The 22,960-nt window shown below is 73.4% G+C and carries 19 protein-coding genes; 8 read left to right on the forward strand and 11 right to left on the reverse strand.

The genetic code is table 11. The features are described 5' to 3' along the window. Positions 1-44 precede the first annotated feature (44 nt). Positions 45-1,490: an adenylosuccinate lyase gene (gene purB / locus MANAM107_RS05160; protein ID WP_223911992.1), complete on the forward strand. Its 1,446-nt coding sequence runs from the start codon at positions 45-47 to the stop codon at positions 1,488-1,490. 76 nt (positions 1,491-1,566) lie between these two features. On the opposite strand, the gene MANAM107_RS05165 is transcribed toward purB, so the two are convergent. Further along, positions 1,567-2,559 carry a LacI family DNA-binding transcriptional regulator gene (locus tag MANAM107_RS05165; protein WP_179899808.1) on the reverse strand — a complete coding sequence of 331 codons (993 nt, stop codon included), beginning with the start codon at positions 2,557-2,559 and terminating at the stop codon, positions 1,567-1,569. Positions 2,560-2,677: 118 nt separating this feature from the next. Then, positions 2,678-3,910 carry a glycoside hydrolase family 16 protein gene (locus MANAM107_RS05170; RefSeq protein ID WP_223911995.1) on the reverse strand — a complete coding sequence of 411 codons (1,233 nt, stop codon included), beginning with the start codon at positions 3,908-3,910 and terminating at the stop codon, positions 2,678-2,680. Between the two features lie 363 nt (positions 3,911-4,273). On the opposite strand from MANAM107_RS05170, the gene MANAM107_RS05175 reads away from it, so the two are divergent. Genes MANAM107_RS05175 through MANAM107_RS05185 form a run of 3 tightly spaced genes read left to right on the forward strand, consistent with a single transcriptional unit; the run spans position 4,274 to position 7,375 of the window. Next, on the forward strand, positions 4,274-5,602 hold the full coding sequence (locus MANAM107_RS05175) for an ABC transporter substrate-binding protein (RefSeq protein WP_223911998.1): 1,329 nt from the start codon (positions 4,274-4,276) through the stop codon (positions 5,600-5,602). 4 nt (positions 5,603-5,606) lie between these two features. Continuing rightward, positions 5,607-6,506 carry a carbohydrate ABC transporter permease gene (locus MANAM107_RS05180; protein WP_179899811.1) on the forward strand — a complete coding sequence of 300 codons (900 nt, stop codon included), beginning with the start codon at positions 5,607-5,609 and terminating at the stop codon, positions 6,504-6,506. Beyond that, positions 6,503-7,375: a carbohydrate ABC transporter permease gene (locus MANAM107_RS05185; RefSeq protein WP_223912001.1), complete on the forward strand. Its 873-nt coding sequence runs from the start codon at positions 6,503-6,505 to the stop codon at positions 7,373-7,375. Before MANAM107_RS05180 ends, MANAM107_RS05185 begins: the two co-directional genes overlap by 4 nt. 107 nt (positions 7,376-7,482) lie before the next feature. On the opposite strand, the gene MANAM107_RS05190 is transcribed toward MANAM107_RS05185, so the two are convergent. The 8 genes from MANAM107_RS05190 to MANAM107_RS05225 all read right to left on the reverse strand — a co-directional run bounded on the left by MANAM107_RS05190 (position 7,483) and on the right by MANAM107_RS05225 (position 17,351). Beyond that, positions 7,483-8,325 (reverse strand): thiopeptide-type bacteriocin biosynthesis protein, encoded by an 843-nt coding sequence (locus tag MANAM107_RS05190; protein ID WP_179899813.1) that lies wholly within the window; start codon positions 8,323-8,325, stop codon positions 7,483-7,485. Continuing rightward, a complete protein-coding gene (locus tag MANAM107_RS05195; protein ID WP_223912005.1) occupies positions 8,322-11,006 on the reverse strand; it encodes a lantibiotic dehydratase in 2,685 nt (894 codons plus the stop codon). Before MANAM107_RS05195 ends, MANAM107_RS05190 begins: the two co-directional genes overlap by 4 nt. Beyond that, positions 11,003-12,166, reverse strand: a complete 1,164-nt coding sequence (locus MANAM107_RS05200) for a PqqD family protein (RefSeq protein ID WP_179899814.1) — start codon at positions 12,164-12,166, stop codon at positions 11,003-11,005. The genes MANAM107_RS05195 and MANAM107_RS05200 overlap by 4 nt, the downstream gene beginning before the upstream one ends. A gap of 172 nt (positions 12,167-12,338) precedes the next feature. Continuing rightward, on the reverse strand, positions 12,339-12,539 hold the full coding sequence (locus MANAM107_RS05205) for a thiocillin family RiPP (protein ID WP_179899815.1): 201 nt from the start codon (positions 12,537-12,539) through the stop codon (positions 12,339-12,341). A 168-nt stretch (positions 12,540-12,707) separates the two neighbouring features. Next, positions 12,708-13,418: a hypothetical protein gene (locus tag MANAM107_RS05210; protein ID WP_223912008.1), complete on the reverse strand. Its 711-nt coding sequence runs from the start codon at positions 13,416-13,418 to the stop codon at positions 12,708-12,710. After that, the gene (locus tag MANAM107_RS05215) at positions 13,408-15,270 is read right to left on the reverse strand and encodes a TOMM precursor leader peptide-binding protein (RefSeq protein ID WP_223912011.1); all 1,863 of its coding nucleotides are present in this window, start codon (positions 15,268-15,270) and stop codon (positions 13,408-13,410) included. Before MANAM107_RS05215 ends, MANAM107_RS05210 begins: the two co-directional genes overlap by 11 nt. Next, on the reverse strand, positions 15,271-15,963 hold the full coding sequence (locus MANAM107_RS05220) for a cyclodehydratase (RefSeq protein ID WP_223912014.1): 693 nt from the start codon (positions 15,961-15,963) through the stop codon (positions 15,271-15,273). 35 nt (positions 15,964-15,998) lie between these two features. After that, the gene (locus MANAM107_RS05225; protein WP_223912017.1) at positions 15,999-17,351 is read right to left on the reverse strand and encodes a YcaO-like family protein; all 1,353 of its coding nucleotides are present in this window, start codon (positions 17,349-17,351) and stop codon (positions 15,999-16,001) included. Between the two features lie 283 nt (positions 17,352-17,634). Here MANAM107_RS05225 and MANAM107_RS05230 point away from each other — a divergent pair, with 283 nt between their 5' ends. After that, complete coding sequence (locus tag MANAM107_RS05230; RefSeq protein ID WP_223912021.1) at positions 17,635-18,459, forward strand: LuxR C-terminal-related transcriptional regulator; 825 nt, start codon at positions 17,635-17,637, stop codon at positions 18,457-18,459. A gap of 78 nt (positions 18,460-18,537) precedes the next feature. Here the strand turns inward: MANAM107_RS05230 and MANAM107_RS05235 are convergent, their stop codons facing one another. Then, positions 18,538-19,497, reverse strand: a complete 960-nt coding sequence (locus MANAM107_RS05235; RefSeq protein WP_223912024.1) for a variant leucine-rich repeat-containing protein — start codon at positions 19,495-19,497, stop codon at positions 18,538-18,540. Between the two features lie 120 nt (positions 19,498-19,617). Here MANAM107_RS05235 and MANAM107_RS05240 point away from each other — a divergent pair, with 120 nt between their 5' ends. The 3 genes from MANAM107_RS05240 (at position 19,618) to MANAM107_RS05250 (ending at position 22,948) form a co-directional block, all read left to right on the forward strand. Then, positions 19,618-19,899: a metal-sensitive transcriptional regulator gene (locus MANAM107_RS05240; protein ID WP_223912867.1), complete on the forward strand. Its 282-nt coding sequence runs from the start codon at positions 19,618-19,620 to the stop codon at positions 19,897-19,899. 85 nt (positions 19,900-19,984) lie between these two features. Further along, positions 19,985-20,245 carry a heavy-metal-associated domain-containing protein gene (locus MANAM107_RS05245; protein ID WP_223912027.1) on the forward strand — a complete coding sequence of 87 codons (261 nt, stop codon included), beginning with the start codon at positions 19,985-19,987 and terminating at the stop codon, positions 20,243-20,245. A 288-nt stretch (positions 20,246-20,533) separates the two neighbouring features. Beyond that, positions 20,534-22,948 carry a heavy metal translocating P-type ATPase gene (locus tag MANAM107_RS05250; RefSeq protein ID WP_223912870.1) on the forward strand — a complete coding sequence of 805 codons (2,415 nt, stop codon included), beginning with the start codon at positions 20,534-20,536 and terminating at the stop codon, positions 22,946-22,948. Positions 22,949-22,960 lie beyond the last annotated feature (12 nt).

Here is a 22,960-nt window from a genome sequence, read left to right on the forward strand (position 1 = left end):
GGACCAGCCGCCGCGGTGGCCGGCCGCCTGCCACAATGAGCCGCATGGTCGATCTGTCCACCGTGTCCCCGCCCATCGCCCTCGGCCCCCTCGACGGCCGCTACCGCGCCGTCGCCGCCCCCCTGGTCAACCACCTGTCCGAGGCCGCCCTCAACCGGGCGCGCCTGCAGGTGGAGGTCGAGTGGCTCATCCACCTGACCGACACCGGCACGCTGCCCGGCGCCCCCGCGCTCTCCGAGACCGAGAAGTCCTACCTGCGCGGCGTCGTGGAGGGCTTCGGCGCCCAGGACATCGCCGAGCTGGCCGAGATCGAGGCCGAGACCCGCCATGACGTCAAGGCCGTGGAGTACCTGCTCAAGCGCCGCCTGGCCGCGGCCGCCACTGCCCCCGGCGTCCAGGGCGCCGACGGCGGGCCCACCGTCCTGCCGGGCGTGGGCGAGATCGTCCACATCTTCTGCACCAGCGAGGACATCAACAACCTGTCCTACGCCCTGACCATCCGCGCGGCCATCACCCGGGTGTGGCTGCCCGCGGCCCGGGGGCTGGTGGCCGACCTGGGCGCCATGGCCCGCGAGCACGCCGGGGCCGCCATGCTCTCGCGCACCCACGGCCAGGCGGCCACACCCACCACCGTGGGCAAGGAGATGGCGGTGACGGCCCACCGCCTGGGCCGCCAGCTGCGCCGCGTGGAGGCCGCCGAGTACCTGGGCAAGATCAACGGGGCCACCGGCACCTACGGGGCGCACGTGGTCTCGGTGCCCGGGGCCGACTGGCAGGCGGTGGCCCGCTCCTTCGTGGAGTCCCTGGGCCTGACCTGGAACCCGCTGACCACCCAGATCGAGTCCCATGACTGGCAGGCCGAGCTCTACTCCGACATCGCCCGCTTCAACCGCATCGCCCACAACCTGGCCACCGATGCCTGGACCTACATCTCCCTGGGCTACTTCCGCCAGCGCCTGAGCGCCCAGGGCTCCACCGGCTCCTCGACGATGCCCCACAAGGTCAACCCGATCCGCTTCGAGAACGCCGAGGCCAACCTGGAGATCTCCTGCGCCCTGCTGGACACCCTGGCGGCCACCCTGGTGACCTCCCGCCTCCAGCGCGACCTGACCGACTCCACCACCCAGCGCAACATCGGGGTGGCTGTGGGCCACTGCCTGCTGGCCATCGACAACATCCGCCGGGGCCTGGCGGGCCTGGACCTCGATCAGCAGCGCCTGGATGAGGACCTGGAGGCCTCCTGGGAGGTGCTGGGCGAGGCGGTGCAGCAGGCCATGCGGGCGGCGGCCGTGGCCGGGGCCACGGGCATGGCCGACCCCTACGAGCGGCTCAAGGAGCTGACCCGCGGCAGGCGGGTCAGCTCCGAGGACATGCGCGAGTTCATCGCGGGCCTGGGCCTGCCCGACGACGTCGAGGCGCGGCTGCTGGCCCTGACCCCCGCCACCTATACGGGGCTGGCCCCCGAGCTGGTCGCCCACCTGGGGGACTGAGCGGCAGCCCCCGCCGGGGCCGGTGGCGGGGTCGGGGCGCGGGAGGCGGGTCACGGATCGCCCGCGCCCCGGGCCCTCAAGGCGCCGGCGCCGTGGAGTCCCTCTCCACCAGGACGGTGGGCACCTCGATGACCGGCCCCTGCTCGACGCCGAGCGCCAGGCGGGCGGCCCTGCGGCCGACCTCGGCGAAGTCCAGGCGCACCGTGGTCAGCGCTGGCTGGGCGGCCGCGGCGTGAGGGTGGTCGTCCATGCCCACCACCGAGACGTCCTCGGGCACGCGCAGCCCCTGTCGGTCCAGGCCGGCCATGAGGCCCAGGGCCAGGTCGTCGTTGCCGCACAGCACTGCCGTGGCGCGCCAGGAGTGCAGGGCCGCGGCTGCCCGCATGCCCGTGGCCACCGACCAGCCGATGGCCACGGGCTCCAGGGGCGCCAGGCCCTCCTCCCGCATCACCTGCTGCCACCCCAGCAGCCGCGGGTCCGGGTGCCCCGCCGCGGGCACGCCCACATAGGCGATGCGCCGGTGCCCCAGGCCGACCAGGTGCCTGGTGGCGGCCATCGCCCCGGTGCGGTCATCGGTCCACGCCCGCAGCAGGCCATCGGCCTCCTGCTGGGGATAGCCGCCGGCGACGGCGACCGGCAGGTCGATCGGCAGGTGGGAGAGCAGGGCGGCGCTGGGCGAGTCGAACTCCAGGACCACGACGCCGTCGGCCCGCAGGTCCCGCTCCCCCAGGAGGTTGTCCCGCCAGCTGTCCGCAGCGCCGGTCATCACATGGACCGACATCTCCGCCCCCAGGTCCTGGCTGGCGGCCAGGACCCCGGACAGGGTGGCCCAGTACCCCGTGCGGCTCAGATCCGTGGCCAGGGCCAGGAGGCGCGGCTGGGCGCCCCGGGAGCGGCTGTAGCCCAGGGCCACGGCGGCCTCCAGGACCTGGTCGGTCGAGGAGGGCCGAGACGCCTCGCCGCTGTCCCAGCGCGCCAGGGCCCGCGAGGCGGTGGCCTTGGAGACCCCGGCCCTGGCTGCGACGTCGGCCAGGGTCGGGGGCCGCCAGGGCCTGCGCACCCCGCTCATCGGGCGCCTCCACGGCGCGATGCCCTCAGGGCGCCCGAGGCCCTGGCACCCGCCCTGCCAGCCCTTCTCACCGGGGTCCCCACTGCCATCATGCGCGGCACTCTAACCGACGCCGGGCCTACGCGGCCTCCAAGCGCCAGGGGTGCGGGGCGCTGGAGGAGTCCCGACCCAGCACGGGCCGGCCCTGGTCGACCACCAGGGGCAGGCCGCTGAGCTTGGAGAGCAGCTGGAAGCCTCCGCCCGCCTCCAGGCAGTGCCAGCGCTGCCGACTGCCCTGGGTGTCCGGGCCCGTGGCCGCCCCGGCGACCGCCCGCACCGAGGTGCCGCTGCCGCCGTCCTTGTGCTCCAGGCCCAGGACGCCGCCATCGGGGCCGGTCAGGACGCAGGTGAGGTCGTCCTGGCGGTCCAGGATCCAGATCGCGGAGTCGTCGTCGCGGTCCTCGGCGAGCACGACCCCCTCGCCGGTACGGGTCAGGCACAGGCCGGTGCCGGGGTCGATCACGCGGATCCACCGCTCGGGCGAGGGGATCCTGGTGTCCAGGGAGTAGGTGTGGACGTAGTCGATGTCGAAGGTGGCGGGGAGGCGGGAATCGACCGGCCTCCCCCGATGGCCCTCCAGGCTCAGCACCACGTGGCGGGACATGCGCCACAGGGAGGGGTCCGGCGCGGGAAGGTCCCAGGCCAGGTGGCGGTCCCAGTAGAAGCGGATCCTGCCATCGCGGCGCTCGACGCCGTACATGTGGTAGTCCTGCGACACATCGAGCCGGGAGGCGTACTCGCGCCCCCCATGGGCGATATGCCCACCGCCCGCGGGCCACAGGTGGGTGGCCATGGACATGGCGTGGTTCTTGAAGGTCTCCTGGACATCGATCTCGGGGTTGGGGTGGGTCATGAGGGTGTCGGTGCCCTCCAGGGTGGAGGATTGCAGCCAGATCGCGGACAGCACGTTGGCAGCGGTGGTCAGCGCCTTGGCCCGCACCTCCACATAGCTGCACACCCCGGGGGTGTCGAAGACCGACTCCACCGCCCCGAAGGTGTAGGCCTTGCCGCCGTATGACTCGCGGCGCGCGTGGAGGCGGAGGTTGTCGCCGGAGACATCGGCGTTCTCGTCGCGGAAGGCCCCCACCCCCGAGGTGGGGTACCACAGGCCCCGACGCCACCGGGAGGGGTCGATGGGGGAGGTGAAGTCATCGCTGAGGGAGGGGATGCGAAGCCACTGACCCAGATCGATATCCGTCCCGTCGGCATGCGCCGGGGAGGACAGCCCCGGGGGCTGGACCACTCCCCCCAGCACGGGGGCCCCGGCCATGGCCGCGGCGGTGATGAGGATGCTCCTCCTGGCAACAGTCATCGTTCACGCTCCTTCGCGTAGCAGCTGGTGCATCGAGCGTAAGCCCTTATTGACCGATATTTAAGGAGAAGATTCACTGATATGAAACGGGCGTTTCAGCGCTTGTGGACTCCTCCCGCCCGCGCTCCTTAATGTGTCCCTCGTCATTCGATACGACCGCCGAGCAGGCGTGTCCTCGCAGTGGAGGTCACCATGGGCCCCGCCGACCCGCATCCCGGCCCCAACCGGGAGCCCGCCATGCCGGAGCGCCCGTACCGCACCTTCACGCCCCGCCTCGTGCCTCCCGGCCCGAGCACCCACCTGCGTCAACGACGCCGCATGATTGGAGAAGAAATGAGGCCCACGGGTCACCTGACACCCCTGATGAGCAGGCCCGTCAGCAGGCGCACCTCCCTATCCCTGGCCATCGGCGGTATCGCCGCACTGTCCCTGGCCGCATGCTCCGACCCCGGCGAGGGCTCCGGGGCCGGCCAGGACGCACCTGCCTCCTGGCCGGCCGCCACGGACAAGCTCGACGGCGTCGAGCTGACCCTGTGGGCGGCGCAGTCCTCGGCCGCCATCCCCGAGAAGGTCGCCGCCGCCTTCGGCGAGGCCACCGGGGCAACGGTCAGCATCGTGACCATTCCCGACCCCTACGAGCAGGGCGTGCAGACCAAGGTCGCCACCGGGGACGTCCCCGACCTGGCCATGTGGCAGCCCACCGCCTCCCAGTTGCTGGCCCTGGGGGCCAAGGAGCGGCTCCAGTCCCTCGACGGCGCGCCCTGGGAGAAGACCACCCAGGACTCCGTCCTGGCCGCCGGCGGCACCCTCGACGGCACCCGCTACGCCGCCTTCGTCTCGGCGCCCTCCATCATGGGCGTGTGGTACAACAAGGAGGTCTTCACCACCCACGGCGTCTCGGTGCCCACGAGCTTCGAGCAGCTGCTCAGCCTGGCCCGGGACCTGAAGTCCAAGGGCGTGACCCCCTTCTACGAGATGGGCGGCGAGTGGTGGGCCTCGCAGTGGGCCGTCCAGGTCCAGCTGGCCGAGGCCGCCAAGGACGGCCTGTGGGACCGGGTCAACGCCAATGAGGACCAGTTCACGGGCAAGGACATCCAGGGCGCCATCGACACCTACAACTCCATGATCGAGGAGGGCCTGTTCAACTCCGACATCAAGACCGGCACCTTCGACCAGCAGGCCAAGGCCATCCTGTCGGGCGAGGCGGCCATGGCCATCCAGGTCACCAGCCTCCTGGGCAACATGGCGGCCCAGACCGACACCGCCACCCTGGACTCGACCATCGGCTTCTTCCCGATCTCGGCATCCGGCACCCTGGCCACCTCCATCCCCGACCAGACCAACGCCGTCGTGGCCTTCAAGAGCGGGGACGCCAAGCGCGAGGAGGCCTCCCGCCAGTTCCTCACCTTCTGGCTCTCCGAGGGCTACGCCGACTTCATCAAGGACCAGAACACCGTCTCCATCATCAAGGACGTCCAGACCCCTGACACGGTGCCCGCAGCGCTGGTGGAGTCCAACAAGGCCCTGGAGTCCTCGGTGGGCTCCATGCAGTCCCTGGCCATCGCCAACCCCGACCTGGCCAAGAACCTGGGGGACATGATCGCCGGCACCAAGACCGCCGCCCAGGTGGGCCAGGAGACCCAGTCCCAGTTCGCCCAGCTCGCCAAGGCCATGGGCGCGAAGGGATTCTGATCCGATGACCGCCTCAGGACGAGCACCGCGGCACCGCGCGGGCTCTGCGCACCCGTGGGGATTCGTGGTACCGGCCTTCGCCGTGCTCGCGGTGTTCTTCCTGACCCCCACGGTCTACAACTTCATCTACGCCTTCACCGACTGGTCGAGCTTCAAGACCGCGATCAACCCGGTGGGCCTGGAGAACTTCTCCGAGCTGTCGGCCTCCGGCTCCCTGCGCCGGGCCCTGGTCATCACCCTCATCTACGCCGGCGGCGTGGCCGTCTTCCAGAACCTCTTCGGCCTGGGCCTGGCCCTGCTGCTGGAGCGCGATACGCGCGTGAACAAGATCGCCCGGGTCGTGTTCTTCATCCCCGTCATCATGTCCGCCCTGGCCGTGGGCTACGTCTTCCAGGCCCTGCTCAGGCCCGAGGGCGGGCTCAACCAGGCCCTGGGCCTGCTCATCGGCTCCCCGGTGCGCATCGCCTGGCTGGGCTCGACGACGTGGACCCTCCTGGTGGTCATCCTCATCCACTCCTGGAAGTGGATGGGCATGTCGATGCTGGTCTACCTGGCGGGCCTGAAGACCATCGACTCCCAGGTCCTGGAGGCGGCCCGGCTCGACGGGGCCAGCCCGTGGCAGACCCTGCTGCACATCCGGATCCCCCTCATCGCACCCGCCGTCACCTTCAATGTGGCCACCGCCCTACTGGGCTCGATGAACTCCTTCGACATCGTCCAGGCCACCACCGGGGGCGGCCCCGGCGGCTCGACCGAGCTGCTCAACCTCTTCATCTTCCGCACCTTCGGGCAGGGCCTGTACGCCCAGGCCACCACGATGAGCCTGGTGCTCTTCGCAGCAGTGGTGGTCCTGGCCTTCCCGGTCATCGGGATGCTGCGCCGTCGAGAGAGGAGCATCGCATGACCCGCCCCCACGCACCCGCCCGGCAGTCGCAGCGCCCGGCGACGGCGCGCCGCCTCCTGACCACGGTGGTCCAGCCGGCGGTGGTCGTCCTGCTGGCCGCCTCCCTGGTGGGAGTGCCCCTGTGGACCGTCCTGGTCACGGCCGGCAAGTCCCAGGCCGAGGCCCTGTCCCCGGACCTGTCCCTGCCCTCGCGCTGGCAGTTGTGGGACAACCTCTCCGAGGTCGCCGTGCGAGGCGAGATCGGCCCGGCCTTCCTGGGAAGCCTGCTGCTGCTGGTGCCCTCGGTCCTGGCGGTCCTGATCCTGGGGTCGATGGCCGCCTGGATCCTGGCCCGGCGCTCCAGCAGGGCGGCCGCCGTGGTCTACGCCATCGGCATCTCGGGCATCATCCTGCCGCCCGCGGTGGTCACCCTCGTGCTGCTGCTGCGCCAGCTGGGCCTGGCCGGAAGCGCAGTGGGCATGGTGTGCACCTACACCGGCATGTACCTGTCCACGGTCATCTTCTTCGTCACCGGCTTCGTGCGCACCGTCCCGGAGTCCCTGGAGGAGGCGGCCAGGATCGACGGCGCAGGCCCGGTGCGCGTCTTCCTCACGATCATCCTGCCGCTGCTGCGGCCGGTGCTGGCCACGGCCACGATCCTCATCAGCCTGTACGTGTGGAACGACGTCTTCTACGCCCTGTTCATCGTGGGCGGGCGCCTGGACACCCTGCCCCTCAACCTGTTCGCGGTGGCCAGCGCAGGAGTGCACCTGAACAACTGGCACCTCATCTTCAGCTATGTGCTGCTCATGAGCCTGCCGCTCATCGTGCTGTTCGCGGTCTTCCAGCGCAGCATCATCTCGGGCATCACCTCGGGGGCCGTGAAGTAGCCCGGGCGTCCCCCGGCCCAGAGGCCAGTGCGGGGCGCGGATGGCGACAACCCCTGCTGCCATCCGCGCCCCGCACTCATATCCTGTGCCGCCGGGCCCGTCGCCCCCTACCCCTGGAGCAGGTAGCGGGCGCAGACCCCGGCCACGCACTCCTCGGCGGCGTTGAGGCCCAGCCGGTTGAGGTCCATATGCAGCAGGTCGATGGCCCGCCGCCCCTGCGGCCCCGCCCCGATCCGACTGATCGCGATCGCGGCGTCCTGGGCCGGCTCGCCCACCGACTCCGCGCAGAGGCGCCAGGCCGCCAGCGACCGGCCGTCATAGCCCAGGACCTGCTGGACCAGGGGGCCCAGCGCCGCCCCGTCACGCAGCTCCTCGGGCAGGCGCCGACCCCAGGTGCGCAGGTGGAGCGCCAGCAGATCAGCCGGTACCAGCGTGGCCTGGCCGGCCGCCCGGGCCAGGAGCCGGGCCGCCAGCGCCACCCGGGGCACCGGGCGCGGCACCTCCCAGATCCGATGGGTCAGGCACCACCGGGAGGAGGCGTCGAAATGGCGCTCGGCGACCTCCACCCCCGCCCCGGCCCCGTACTTGTCGTACTCCGGGCCGTAGACCGCCTGGCTCACCCCCGCCCGGCCGTCCACGGCGCGGGTGAGCGGATCGGGCACCAGGCGCTCAACCGTGCGCACCGGCGCCGCCCGGGAGGCGGCCTCCAGGGCCCCCAGGCGGGCTGCGATCTCATCGAGGTCATCCGGCGCCGCCTTGACCCGCAGCCGCACGTGGTGCCCGCGCAGGTCGATGAAGCGCAGGAAGTGCGCGGAGAGGACCGGCCAGTGGGCGCGCACCTCCTCCAGCCAGCCGGCGACCTGGGGAAGCAGCGCATCAGTGTCATCGCCCCCACCGCAGTAGATGCGCACGAACAGCCAGTCCACCTGCTCTCCCGCATCCGCACTCATCGCCTCGCTCCTTCCCCACCAGGGGCGCCGACCCCCGTCTCCTTGGGCCACTGCATGCCGATGAGGTACTCCACCACCGTGGCCTCACCGCCCGCGGTCAGGCCCTTGAGGCCCTCCCGGCCGGGCAGCGCCTCCACCAGGGTCAGATGCTCGGCCGCCGGGTCGATCCACCCGCGCAGCGCCAGCAGGGACACCGGTGAGCACAGGTCCACGTAGCGGGGCTTGTGCTCATCGAAGGTCGCCCCCCGCGAGGGCAGGTGCTGGAGGACGTAGACCTCGGCGGGCAGCCCCCACTGCTCGCGCAGCCCAGCCACCCCGATGAGGCTGACCGTCGGATCCCGGTCCAGGAGGCGGGTCACCTGCTGAGCGGGCAGGGTCCAGGACTCGCGGCGGGTGACCAGGCGCCCATGGACGGCGCGCGGCTCGTGCACCACGGCCTGCGGCAGGGGACCGGTGCGCTCGCGGCTGCGGCTGAGCCAATGGTCGGCGAAGGGCGCCAGTCGCGCCCACGGGTCGCTGAGCAGCGCCAGCCAGGCCAGGTAGCCGCCCAGGCGGTGCTGGGGGATGAGCCCCAGGTAGGCCAGGCCCACCGGCCCCCGCCCATCGGCCAGGAACAGGGTGCGCGTGCTCGGGTCGTGCACCAGGCGCAGGGACTGCAGGGCCACGGCCTGGGCACTGGGCGGCTCTCCGGGCAGGCCCAGTGGCGGCAGGACCCCGCAGGAGACGGCCTGACCGGTATGGCACTCCGTGGCGGCCTGCACCTCCAGGACGCGCTCCAGCCCCCAGCAGTGGCGGATGCGCTGGGCCAGGCGCTGACGGTAGTCCTGGCCCAGCAGGCGGTGGAAGCGGGCCTGGAGAGCGCCGTGACCGCTGGTCAGGGCATTGACCACGGTCAGCTCGTGGGTGGGCGAGGCAGACCCGGTGCTCACGGGCTGGAGATAGGCCCCCAGGTGGCGGGGGCAGGCACTCAGGCCCCCGGGCATGGCGGCGCGCTCGGGGTTGGGCCCGGCGGTGTAGTCCCAGGTGGAGGCGCGCAGCATCTGGGCGTCCCCGTCAGGGGCGTGGGCCAGGGCCATGAGGAAGGCCAGGGGGTCCTGGCATACTCCTCCGCTGCCGTAGCGGGCGACGAACCGCTCCACCATGAGGTCGTAGATGCGCGAGCGGGTCACCCACGGGTCGGCCAGGGCGGCCAGGGTGCGCGCGTCCTGGGCGAAGCGCTCATCGTCAGCGGGCTCATCCCAGGACACCTGGGACTCGCGGTCCTCGTAGAGGAAGCCCGAGGGCTTGGTGCCCAGCTCGCCGTCGGGGAAGATGCGCTGGGCCAGCCTCCCGGCCCTGGTGAGCAGCTCGGCGCGCTGGGGCCCGGGGGCGTCCTGGACGGCGCGCCCCAGTCCTGAGAGCCACGCCAGATCCTGACCCCATACCCGGAACTGATCCGGGGAGAGGGTGCCCGCCAGAGCGGTGAAGGGCTCCTCGCCGCGCTGCCAGGGAACGCGGGGCCGCACGGCGCCCGAGGCGAGCAGGCGGCCCAGCCGCAGCCGCGGGTTGCGGCCCCCCAGGATTCGCATGGCCTCGGCCACGCCCACCGGGGCGGGGTCGAGCCGCCCGGCGGTCAAGGCCTCATGGCAGGCCAGGACCCACTGGGCCGGCTGGATCTCCTCTCGGCGGAAGTGCATCCCGTTGGCGTAGTCGTGCTCGGCGACGGCGGCCAGGGGCAGGTCCTGCCCCTGGCCCGCCTCATGCGGCGCCGCCCGCTGGTCCTGGCGGTCCTGCTCACCGGGCTCCGCCGCCCCGGTCACGCCACGGGGACTGGGGGCCCGCGTGACCGGGGCGCTCTCCAGCTGCAGGAAGCCGTCCGGATCGATCTGGCGCGCGGTGGCGGCAAGGATGCCGTGGGCCAGGTGGAGTGCCACGGTGCACAGGCTCCGTCCCTGGGCGGGGCGGGCGGCCTCAGCCACCGTGGTCAGTCCCGAGAAGGGGCTGGTCTTCAAGGCGGTGCGCGTGGCCAGGGTGTAGAGGCTGCGCAGCATGCGCGGGTCCTCGAGCCGGGGGCCGCGGGCGCTCAGCGCCGCCACCAGAGCCGGTGCGGCCACCGCCAAGGAGCTCAGGTAGCCGGGCTCGTCCAGGCCGCGGGCCAGGAGGGCGCGGGCGTGGGCGAGGTCGGACTCCACCTGTGCCTCCAGGAGGGCGTGGGCCTCCTGCCGCGCGCCAACCAGATCGTCCCACTCCGAGAGCATGGCGGCGATGCCCGGGGGCAGCTCCGCCCGCACCTGGGCGCTCACGGCGGCCTGCCTGCCCTGGTAGACCCGCCTCTTGGCGCTCAGCACGGCCCGGCGCTGGGGCCTGGCCAGGGTGGGGATGGCCTCGTAGAGGGGGTCGAGCAGCCGCTGGCCGGTGCGCTTGAGATCCTCATCGAGGCGGCGCAGGTGCTCCAGGGCGGCGATCAGGCCCGCCTGGGGCTCGGGCACCGCCCGCGCAGGCAGTCCTCCCATGCGCACGAGCGTGGGGAAGGCGATGACCACTCCGCTGTGGGCCGCCGCCTGCGAGGGCGAGGGCGCCTCCGCAATGGCGGGGCCGGCCGAGGTGCCCGGGGGCGCCGGGCGCACGCGGAGCGGCGCGTCCCCGCTCCTTAACGGCGGTGCGGTGCGGGGGTCGGGACCGGGAGGAGCAGGAAGGGTCATGCGAACAGGCCTTTCACGGCGTTGACCAGGATGAGCAGCAGCCACAGGACGCTCAGGCAGGTGAAGGCGATCCCCAGCAGCACGCACAGCAGGCCGTAGGTGAAGTAGCCCCAGCGCGCCATCGGCCCCATGACGGCCAGGGCGGGGGGCAGGGGCTCGCGCCGCAGGACACTGCGCAGGACCAGCATGGAGCGGCCGCGCAGATTGACCGATCCGGTCAGCGCCTCGACGGCGGCCACGCCATCGGACTGGGTCAGGGGGTGGAGGTTGGTGATGAGCATGGTGAGCTGGAAGGCGCACAGGGTCAGGGCCACCTGCCTGACCGTGCCCGTGGAGGCCGCGGCCACCGCCGCCTCCAGGCCGCACACGACGCCGTCGGAGCAGATGCCCGCCAGGGCGAGCATGGCCCGGCCCCAGCGGGAGCGCACCTGGTAGGAGTCGGTGCGGTCCACGAAGGCGATGGGCACCACCCAGAACATGATGGCCACGCCCAGGCCGCGCACGGGGGTGCCCAGATAGCCGGCGACGATGGCGTGCCAGGACTCGTGGCCCAGGATGCTCACCAGCTGGATGAGCACGGCGATCAGGACGACTCCCATGCCGGGGCGCGGCCCACCGGACAGGAGCCACAGGCTCATCACCCCGGCGGCGAAACCGGTGGCGGAGGCCAGCAGGAACAGGATGCTCAGCACCCGCACCGGCAGGTGGTGCAGCAGCCTGACCACGGGTGCCACCACACGCCGGTAGGAGCGCATGATGATGAAGCGGGGCAGCAGCCAGCCCCCATTCCAGCGCGGGGGCTGGGCGTGGGCGTGCTTGCCGCGGCGCGGTGGCGCCACGTGGCGCCCCTCGACCGGCTTCTTGACGTAGTCACTGGCCTGGCCGGGGGGCTGGGCGCCCTCCAGGAGACGGTTGGTGCGCAGGACCTCGACCATGCGGGTGATGCGCTGGGCCCCGGCGTCATCGATGTCCTGGGGGAGCTGGTCGATGATCGTGGGCAGTGAGCGCCGCCCGTCGAACTGGCCGACGATGAGCGCGGCCGCCGCCCCGAGGCGGTGGTACTTGCCCGAGTCGGAGTCGAAGAGCATCGGCTGGTTGTCCATGCCGACGATCAGGGACACCCCCTGGCGCAGGCGCGGGATCTCACTGGTCGCGGTCATATGGGCGTTCGGCTCCCTCGGAATGGCCGTTGTCGGGCCGGTGGCCCGCTGGGGGGCACCGGCGCCCTCGCAGTCAGGGCCGGTGGCGGAATGGTGGCGGAGCGGTGGTGGGCGGGCACCCGGATGGGCTCTGGGCCCCGCCCACCACCGGGGCGTCGTCAGCGGGTCGAGATCAACAGGAGGTCGTCGACGCGCAGGCGGCGCAGGCCTCACATGAGGCCGAGGCGGCGCAGGACTCGCACGAGGCGCAGGCCGCGCAGGACGGGCACGAGGCGCAGGCGGCGCAGAACATGCAGCCCAGGGCGTTGCCCTCCGGCAGTTCCTCGACGCCGAAGTCGCTGTCGGCCAGTGTCAGATCGATCGTCTTGCTCATATGCTGTTCACCTCCTTTCCTGGCATGCGTCGCTGGTTGGGAGCGGGACCCGTGGGCCCCGTGGAGGGGTCCGGCCTGGCAGGGCCGGGCCCCTCGCCCCGCGGGGCGGGGCGGTCCTGGGTGGGCAGCCCGGGCGCCGGGCGCCATCGGGCACGGCGATGGCGGCGCTCATGGGGACTGCTCCTGGGCGGGGTGGGCCACCGTGACGGCGAACATCTGGTGGCGGCTCACGCCGTCGGAATCGAGCAGGTGGCGCACCTCGGAGGAGGCGAAGCCGGCGAAGACCGTGCCCACCAGGCCGCGGGCCACGGCCCGCAGGTGCACCGAGTAGATGAGGGAGGCGCAGCGCCCCATGGCGTGGCGGTAGCCGTGGGCGCCGCCCCAGGCCTCGGCGGCCTCCAGGTCGGCTGCCGCTGAGACGATCGCCCCGGCCTGGGCGAACTCCTTCTGCACGGTCATGCCCTCGATCTGCTCGGGGGCGGGCAGGGGCGCCACCAGGTCGGCGCCCTCGAAGCGCACGCGGTAGATGCCCGGCTCTGCCCCCCGGGGCCGCAGGAGCAGGACGAAGACCTCCAGGTCTCCCACTCCCTGCCCCTGCCAGGTGCGCTCCTCCTCCACGAGCGCCTCGCGCACGGTGGCCAGCAGCAGGTCCGCCTCCAGGGGCTCGGGGCTGTAGGCGGTGGAGGAGGAGCGGCGCTCGAGGGTGCCTCGCAGGGTGTGGAGGTAGGGGTTGGAGCGGCCTGCCTCGCGCAGGTCCCGGGCCTGCCGGGCCTCTGGGACCAGGCAGCGCAGTTCGCGCCGCGGCCGGGCCCGGCCCGCGGCCGGTGGCCGGGAGAAGCCGGTGATGATCTCGCGCAGGGTCTGGTAGTCAGAGCGCATGGCCTTCTCCCAGGTCGATGACGGCGCAGATGGGCTCGCGGGCGGGGTCGGTGCCCAGGGCGGCGGCGATCTCCTGCTCCTGCCAGCGGGCCCGGGCGCGCAGGGGCACACCCAGGGCACGCGCCACGATCCGGGCCACCTCGAAGGAGCAGCCGCAGTCCTGGACGGCGATCCGCAGGGCGAAGGCCAGGTACTTCCTGGCGACCTTGTCCACATTGCCGGTCAGGACCAGGCGCACGCCGACGTCGTCGGGCAGCTCCGCCGAAGGCCCCAGCCGGGCCAGGGCGTGGTCGCGCTCGACGTAGACGTAGGTGCCGGGAGCGGCCTGGCCACCGGGGGGCGCGGGGGCGGACGTGCGGACGGCACCGGCGGGGCCCAAGAAGGCCGGCTCGGCCTGGCCGGGCACCAGGAGGTAGGCGGTGACCGAGCCGATGTTGCCCCCGGCGGCGGTCCACCGGCGCAGCTTGGCCCGCGCCTCCTGCGCCGATGGCTGGGCGCCGGGGGGCAGGGGCTCGCGCACGCCGACGCACAGCGCCAGGATCGTGGCCAGCTCCTCCAGTGAAGGAGCCCGGCCAGCGCGCGCGGCCCGGGCATCCTGGTCGTCCTGGTCGTCCTGGCCGTCCTGGAGGCGCTCGGCCCGCGGGCCGCCGTCGTCACCGGTGGGCCAGGGCTGGTCCAGAGCACTGAGGTCGGCGGGGGGCAATGGTGTGCGCGCAGCGGTGGGCCAGTCGCGGAACTCGTGCTGGAGGCGCAGGTTGGAGGGCTTGTAGTGCTGCTGGTGGCCCTTGGAGTCCACGAAGGCCGCCGGGGGGATGGCCACGGACTGCTCGTAGCGGGCGCCCACGGGGGCGAGGCCGGCTCCTGGCCCGGACGGCTCGGATGGCAGAGACTGCTCGGCCCGCCGGCCCTCCTGCGGGTTCTTGGGCGGCCCGCCGCTGATGGAGCACACGGGGCAGCCCGGGCGGGTGACCACGGGCCGCTCCGTGGTGGACAGGGTCTCCAGGTCGGTGCGGCGCACGTCACCGGGGAGGTGGGTGATGGTGGCGCGGGCGATCAGTGCGGCCACCGCCCGGGCGGCCATGCCCACGGCCAGGTCCTGTCTGGCGGGCTCCGGCGCTGGGCCCGGCTCCGGGTCGCCGGCGGTGGCGCACTCCAGGCAGGGCGAGAAGGCGGGGTCCACGTAGGGGCCCACGGTGACGGCCTCCTGCTCGGCGCGCACGCGCAGCAGGGGGATGCCCAGCTCCCAGCAGCGCCGGGCCACCTCGCCGGTCCCGCCGTCGCCCCCTCCGGAGGTCTCGATGAGGACCACCAGGGTGTCCTCGGGGCGCGGCCGGCCGGTGCGCACGGGCAGCGTGGGCTCCAGGGCCTCGGCGAGCCGATCGGCCAGGCCCCCACCCCCCACGATGGTCACGCGGGCGGCGGCCAGACGGCGGGCGGCGTCCTGCCAGGAGTCGTTGACCCCCGTGGAATCGCCCAGGCGCGAGAGCAGGCAGGCCAGCTCGGGCGCCGGGGGCGGGCCGCTGAGCGCCTCGGTGTCGCCCTCCTCGACGATGCCCCCGGTCCACAGGAGGCTGACGGCCTCGAAGGCGGCCTGCTCCCCGATCCCGGTCTCCTGGCCGATCTGAGCCAGGGTGCGCGAGCCGTCGCAGGCCCGCAGCAGGTCACCCATGTGCTCGCGGGCGAAGGCGCCGGCCAGGACCTGGCTCTTGCGGGCACCGTCGACCACCCAGGTCTCCTCCTGGGGGCGGGGGCGCAGCCCGAGGCGCAGCACGGGCCTGCGGGGGATGCGGAACTGCAGGTCGCGGCGGGCGGCCCGGCTGACCTCGCCCGCGCTCATCGCGGATGCGGCCATCTAGACCACCGCCTGTCGGGGTTGGCGGCGGGGCAGCAGGCCCGCGAGCGCGGGCAGGCCGTCGCGCCGCTGGGCGTAGCGGGTCGAGCAGGTGGGGCAGCGGTCCACGGCCACCGTGGAGGCGCAGGAGGTGGAGCCGGAGACCAGGTCCAGGGCCCACACCTGTCCACCGAGCCCCCGGCCGGGGTCATCGGCGCTCTCCCCGGGAGCGGGGTGGGCGGCGCCGGTGGCGGAGGCGGCAGGCAGACTCCGGCGCTCCAGCAGGTCCAGGGCCATGGAGACCAGGCCCGCTCCCAGGACGACGTGGTGGTGGGCGTAGCCCTGCGGCAGGGGGCCCAGGCCCCCGGGCAGGGGCCGGTAGCCGTGCTGGCGGCGGCGGCGCTCGTAGCAGCCGTAGCAGGCGGTGCGCCCGGGGATGACCAGGGGGCCGCAGCGCAGCTCGGTGGGGGTCAGCTCCATGCCCAGGGAGGGCAGTGCGCGGGTGAAGGACAGGGCGTCGAGGTCCTCGCGCAGGCCGGTGCGGTCGGGGTCGGCGATCAGGACCAGGCGGTCGGCGTAGGGCACGACGGCGCTGACCAGGCCCTTGTCGACGGGCAGGACCACGTCCTGGGGCCGGGCCAGGCGCTGGACGACGGCGTGGCCGAAGGCGCCCTGGGGCAGGTAGGCCGTCACCGGTGGTGCTGTGGTGGTCATGGGCGGGCGACTCCTGGATCGGTATCGGATGGGGCTCAGGCGAAGGGCTGGCGGACGGGGTTGATGCCGGCCTCGTCGTGGGCGCTCAGCCCCATGGCGCGCGGGGCCTGGTAGAGCCGGGGCGTGGCCAGGTACCTGGCGTGATGACTGAAGGACAGCGGCATGGCCTGCGGGATGAGGGCCTTGATGACGTGCATGCCGACCTGGCGGGCCTCATCGGTGGTGATGTCCACGACGAGGGCCTCGGCGCCGGCGCGCTCCAGGCCGTCCACCACCCGCGCGAGCGGATCGGCCGGGGGGCCGGCCTCCAGGTGGCCGACCTCGCCCAGGGCGTGCAGGGGCCGGGGGCCCTCCAGGAGGAAGTCGAAGATCTCGCGCTGGGAGGGGTCGGCGCTGGCCAGCGCCCCGCCCACGACGGTCAGGTCCTTGCCCTTGAGGTCCTGGGCGCGCGGGCTGCGGGCGTGGCTGCGCAGGGCGATGCGCAGGGAGGCGAGCTCGCGGTGGATCTTGGCCAGGGCCCGGTGGGGGTCCAGGTCGCAGGTGGCGGCCACGACCTGGGCCAGCTCGGGGTCGGTGCGGGAGGTCTGGACGGCGTAGAGGATGGGCACGCCGTAGTCGGTGGTGGCATCGCGCAGGTGGAGCTCGAGCTCGGTGGAGGTGCCCACGCGGTGGTACTCGGCGGTCAGGGGGTCCAGGAGGGCGGGGTCGACCACGACGCTGGGCAGGCGCAGGCGCTGGAGCCAGGTCAGGGCGATGGCGTCGCGCTCGATGACCTCCAGCAGGCCCCCCAGGACCGCCTCGCGCAGGTCGGAGTGGGCGGCGGTGCCGGTGGAGATGGGGTTGGTGAAGCGCTCAGAGGGGCTGAGGGCGGGGAAGTTGAGGTAGACCAGGATGGCGGGGATGAAGACCTCCTGCCCCCGGGTCAGCGACCATCCGCGCACCCAGCGCAGTGGAACCCGGGGGTCGGGGGCGAGGAGCCCGCAGCGGGGGTCGGCCAGCTCGGTAGCCGAGCAGGCGGGCCACTGGTCAGGGGCGATCGCGTCGGGGCCCAGGCCGGCGGGGGTGTCCCAGATGAGCTCCTCCTCGCTCCAGGCGCAGCTGGAGTAGCGCTCCAGGGACTCCACGATGGCGATGTGGCGGGCGCGCTCGGCATCGATGGCTCCTCCGGCGCCGTCGACGTTGCCGGATTCCGGGCGGTGGGTCCAGACGCGCTGGGATGGCAGGACCGCCGAGGGGTCTCCCAGTGCCCCGGTCCAGATGGAGAAGGCCGGCTCCCCGGCGGCCAGGGGGAGCTCGGTAGTGCGTGAGACCAGCCCGAAGGGGGACTCCAGTGCGGCCGCTCGGGCCAGGGACGGGGGCACGTCCTCGGTGAGCGTGGATCGGTACACGGGCACGCCTCCTCAAGCCGTATCGTTTCCGGTTCAATGAGAGTTCCCGTTCCGCATGACCCCGTCAGCGCAGAGCATGCCCCATGGCTTCCTGCCCGCGCATCACTCGTCGGGCCCTGACTCCTCCTCTTTTCGATGGAGCGCTTCTCATCCGATGTGAGGTAACGTTCTTTTACACGGTCCTGTGGCCGCGAGAGCACGTGCAGGTGCTTGCAGCGGTGTTCCCCGGTGGGTCGCGCGACCTGCTGACCGCAGCCCGTGACAGCATCATGTAAGGAGACTCATGGGTTCCCACCCTTGCCCCATCGGGGTCGCCCTCATCGACGACGACGCCATGGCCTTGGCCTACCTGCAATCCTCCTTCTCCCCGGATCCAGACCTGCGGGTGGTCATAGCCACCCGCTCAGCACGCCAGCTGCTCGACTTCCTCCAGTCCCACCAGGTCGATGTGCTCATCGCCGCGGTGCATATGGGGGCGGTTCTCGATCAGGGGGCGATGAGCGGGGTGGACCTGACCCGGGAGGCCCTGCGGATATCCCCGCGCACGCGGGTCATCCTGCTGACCACCGCGGACAATGACGACGTTCTCCTCAATGGCCTGGCGGCCGGGGCGAGCGGCTTCCTGCTCAAGAGCACTCCCGCCCAGGAGATCATCTCGGCGGTGCGCACCGTGCACGGGGGCGCCAAGGTGGTGGCCCCCAAGCCGACGGCGCGCCTCATCGACTACGCCCTGGCCTCGGTGCGCAGCGCCGATGGGAGCGTGGCCCTGTCCAGCAGGGAGCACGACGTCCTGCGCCTGCTGTGCGAGGGGGCGTCGAACCGTCAGATCGCCTCGCGCCTGTCGATCGCCGAGGCCACTGTCAAGACTCATGTCTCGGTGCTGCTGAGCAAGACGGGCACGAGCTCGCGCCTGGAGATCGTCGTGTGGGCCTTCAGGCACGGCTACGCCTCCAGCGGGGTCGGGGCGTCAATGCCACCAGCGCCGCCGCCCGCGACCGAAACGGCGCCCCAGGCATCTCCTGCACCCATGGCACCCACGGTGCCGGCGGCTCATGGGACGCCTGCGGCGCCGGGCGCGTCCTCGGGTGCCGCCTCTCCGGCTCCATAGCACCGGCCGGGTGCACGCGCCGCCCTTCGACCCCTCGCGGCGCCAGGGACGGGTCCGCGGGCCCTGGCCGGCCCGCCCTCAGCCCCCGCAGCTGCGCATGAGGAGGACCAGGAGGAAGATCGCCACCCCTGCCACCATGCCCCCGTACCCGCTTGTCTGGTTCCTGTGCCCCGCGGAGCGCGGGCGGGGTGCGTCGACGGTGGGGCCGACGACGCCTCCGGGGCCACCAGCGCCGGGGGCCGGTATCGCACCGGAGCCCCGGCCGGCAGCGGGGGCGCCGGCGGGGCCCCACTGCTGCTCCATGAGGGCGCCCAGGCTCGCCCCGCCCGGCCCGGCGGGCAGGGGCGGTGGCGTCCCCGGCTGCCATCCGGGTGCGCCGGGGTGGGGCGGTGCCGGGTATGGGGCGGCGGCCTGCGGCACGGGGGCCGCCATGGCGGGGTGGACCACGGCGTGGGGGCCGGCGGGCGGTGCGGGGAGGGGAGGGAGGGCTCCGGCCTGCGGCGGGATCGGCGCCTGGCCGCGCGAGGGCCCTGCCCCTCCCCTGGGCGCCGGGGCTGCGCCCTCGGGGGCCCGACTCCCGGCAGCGCGCGAGGGCCTGCCGCCGCGCCCCTGGGAGGCACTGGAGGAGGGGCGGGATGCGCCTGTGGAGTCGGGGCCCTCGGAGGGGGCTGCCTCGTCCGGGTCGTCGAACAGGGGTGAGCCCATGAGGGGGTCGCCCAGGACCGAGCCGAAGGGCTCCTCGTCCAGGCCCGGGTCGGAGGGCTCCCAGCCGAAGGGTGCCAGGGAGTCCTCCACCTCACCGGGCCGTGCTCCCCCACCGGGGGCCTCCTCGCCGGCGCCGGGGGCTGGGGCCGCCGGCATGCGGGCGATCCACTCGCGCAGCTCGGGCGAGCAGGAGGGGTTGTTCATGATGACCGGCCTCAGCTCGGGGTGGTTGCCCGCCAGGACCATGAGGCTACCGGCCGAGGTATGCGGGTCCTTGGCGGCGGTCAGGTCGAGGGAGTCGCGGGCACCAGGACGGTGAGCAGTGGCAGCCATGCACCGAGCATCCCATGTGGCACCCGCCAATGGAGTACCCCTCGGGGGTACTTGCCCGGCCTCCCTGAGGGGTACCCTCCTCAGGGAGGCCGGGCGCACGAGCACAGCGGAAGGGGCATGATGGCTGGATACACCGGCTCCACGGAGGACCACCTGGGGCGGCTGCGCCGTATCGAGGGGCAGGTCCGGGGCATCTCGCGGATGGTTGAGGAGGACGTCTACTGCATCGACGTCCTCACCCAGATCGCCGCGGCCACTCGGGCCCTGCAGGCCGTGGGCCTGGGGCTGCTCGAGGAGCATATGAGCCACTGCGTCCTGTCCGCCGCCCAGGCGGGCGGGACCGAGGGCGAGGCCAAGATCCGCGAGGCCTCCGAGGCCATCGCCAGGCTTGTACGATCCTGACCACCCGCCGTGGCCCGTACTCAGGCGCCCACCGGCGCTGCCGGGCCCGGCAGCACATCTGGCAGCACTCCCAAGGAGAGGCATCATGGCTGAGTTCACCGACGACGGCATCGACCGCACCACCACCCTGAAGGTCTCGGGACTGACCTGCGGCCACTGCGTCACCCATATCACCGAGGAGCTGGAGGCCATCGAGGGGGTCAAGAACGTCTCGGTCCTGCTCAACAAGGGGGGCCAGTCCACCGTCACCGTGGTCTCCGACGTCCGCCTGTCCGACGAGGCCCTGGCGGGGGCCATCGATGAGGCGGGGGACTACACCCTGGACGCCGTCGAGCGCGACAGCTGAGCCCCATCCGCCCCGGGGCACGGCCGCGCCCCCATGATGTGCAGCCCGTCCCCGGCTGCACATCTTCACCCCGCCACAGCGGCGCCCCCGCCCCTAGAGCCGCGGAATCCTGCGGCTCATGACCATCGCATGCCTGTGAAGATGTGCAGCCCCAAGGAGAGAACCACCGTGAGCGAGCCCGGATTCGAGCCTCGCGGCCCCCATGGCACCAGCAGCCCCAGTGCCCCGGGCGCCTCGGCGGGCCCGGCCACCGCGGACCTGGCCGCTGTGGACCTGGCCGTGGGCGGCATGACCTGCGCCAGCTGCGTGGCCCGGGTGGAGAAGAAGCTCTCACGCCTGGAGGGCGTCAGCGCCACGGTCAACCTGGCCACCGAATCCGCCCACGTGAGGCTCTTAGCGCCGGTGAGCGAGGCCGAGCTCATCGCCACCGTTGAGAGAGCCGGCTACACCGCCTCGGTCATCCGGCGCACCCCGGCGCCGCCCGGGGGCGCCACCGGCGACCAGGCAGCACAGGCGGAGCAGGCAGTGCAGGAGACCGGGCGGAGGGGGAGCCCCACCGGCGTCGACGACGATGGGGCCGCCCCCACTGCCCCCGGCGCCTCTGGGGGCGCCCGGGCCCCTGAGGAGGCGACCGCGGCCGCTCCCCGACCGCCCGGGGAGCCCCTGGGCGCCTCGCACCTGGTGCGGGCCGCCGACCTGCGCCGTCGCCTGCTGGTCAGCCTGGCGCTGTCGGTGCCGGTGATGGCCCTGTCCATGCTGCCCGCTCTGCAGTTCACCGGCTGGCAGTGGGCGGTGGCGGCCCTGGCCCTGCCGGTGGCCACCTGGGGGGCCTGGCCCTTCCACCGGGCGGCCTGGGCGGCGGCCCGCCACGGGGCCTCCACCATGGACACCCTGGTGAGCCTGGGGGTGGTGGCGGCCACCGCCTGGAGCCTGTGGGCCCTGACACTGGGGGGCGCGGGGCAGCTGGGCATGCGCATGTCGATGAGCCTGGCGGAGCTGCTGCCGCGCTCCCAGGGCCACCACCCGCACCTGTACTTCGAGTCGGCGGCCTGGGTGACGACCTTCCTGCTGGCCGGCCGCTACGCCGAGGCCCGCGCCAAGCACCGCTCGGGCGACGCCCTGCGGGCCCTGCTGGAGCTGGGCGCCAAGGAGGTGACCCGGGTGCGCCCGGGCGCCGGCGGGGCGCGCACCGAGGAGCGCATCAGCGTGGAGGACCTGGCGGTGGGCGACCTGTTCGCGGTGCGCCCCGGGGAGAAGATCGCCACCGACGGTGTGGTGGTCGAGGGGCGCTCGGCGGTGGACGCCTCCATGCTCACCGGGGAGCCCGCGCCCGTGGAGGTCGAGGAGGGCGACGCCGTCACCGGCGCGACCGTCAACACCTCGGGGGCGCTGCTGGTGCGCGCCACCGCCGTGGGCCAGGGCACGACCCTGGCGCGCATCGGGGCGATGGTGGTGCAGGCCCAGGCCGGCAAGGCCCCCGTTCAGCGCCTGGCCGACCGCATCTCGGCGGTCTTCGTGCCGGTGGTGCTGGCGCTCTCGGCCCTGACCCTGGTGGGGTGGCTGGCCGCCGGCGGTGGCTCCCAGGCGGCCTTCACCGCGGCGGTGGCGGTCCTGGTCATCGCCTGCCCCTGCGCCCTGGGGCTGGCCACGCCCACGGCCCTGCTGGTGGGCACGGGCCGCGCCGCCCAGCTGGGGGTGGTCATCAAGGGCCCGGAGGTCCTGGAGTCCACGCGGGCCCTGGACACGATGGTGCTGGACAAGACCGGGACGGTGACCACGGGCCGGATGAGCCTGGATGCCGGGGCCGGCAGCGGCCTGGAGGAGGAGTGGCTGCGCCTGGCCGGGGCGGTGGAGTCGGTCTCGGAGCACCCGGTGGCCGCGGCGATCACGGCCGGGGCCCGCGAGCGCCTGGGGGCGCTGCCCGCCGTGGAGGACTTCTCCAGCCATGAGGGACGCGGCGTGAGCGGCCTGGTGGAGGGGCGGGCTGTGGCGGTGGGGCGCCCGGCGTGGCTGGCGGGGCTGGGGGTCGAACTCCCCGAGGGCCTGGAGCGGGCCGTGGGCGAGGCCGAGGCCTCGGGGGCCACGGCGGTGATCCTGGCCGTGGGGGCGGGACCGGGATCAGATGACATGCGGGCGGTGGCGGTGCTGGCGGTGCGCGACACGCTGCGCCCCTCCTCGCGCCGGGCCGTGGCCCAGCTGCGGGAGCTGGGCATCCGCCCCATCCTGCTCACCGGGGACAATCCGCGTGCCGCCCGGCATGTGGCGTCGCAGGTGGGCATCAGGGCCGAGGATGTGCATGCCGGGGTTCTTCCCGGCGGCAAGCGCGACGTCGTCGCCGCCCTCCAGGACCAAGGGGCCGTGGTGGGCATGGTGGGCGATGGGATCAACGATGCCGCCGCCCTGGCCCAGGCCGGGGCGCGGGGGCTGGGCCTGGCGATGGGCTCGGGCACGGATGTGGCCATTGAGGCCGCGGACATCACCCTGGTGCGGGCGGATCTGGATGCGGCGGTGGCCGCGGTGCGCGTCTCGCGCGCGACGCTGCGGGTGATCAAGCAGAACCTGTTCTGGGCCTTCGCCTACAACGTGGCGGCGATCCCGCTGGCGGCGGCCGGGCTCCTCAACCCGATGATCGCCGGGGCCGCCATGGCCGCCTCCAGCGTCATCGTGGTGGCCAACTCGCTGCGCCTGCGCCGGGCGGGCTGAGGCGGGCCGGCC

It is taken from the genome of Actinomyces capricornis, assembly GCF_019974135.1.
Classification (GTDB): domain Bacteria; phylum Actinomycetota; class Actinomycetes; order Actinomycetales; family Actinomycetaceae; genus Actinomyces; species Actinomyces capricornis.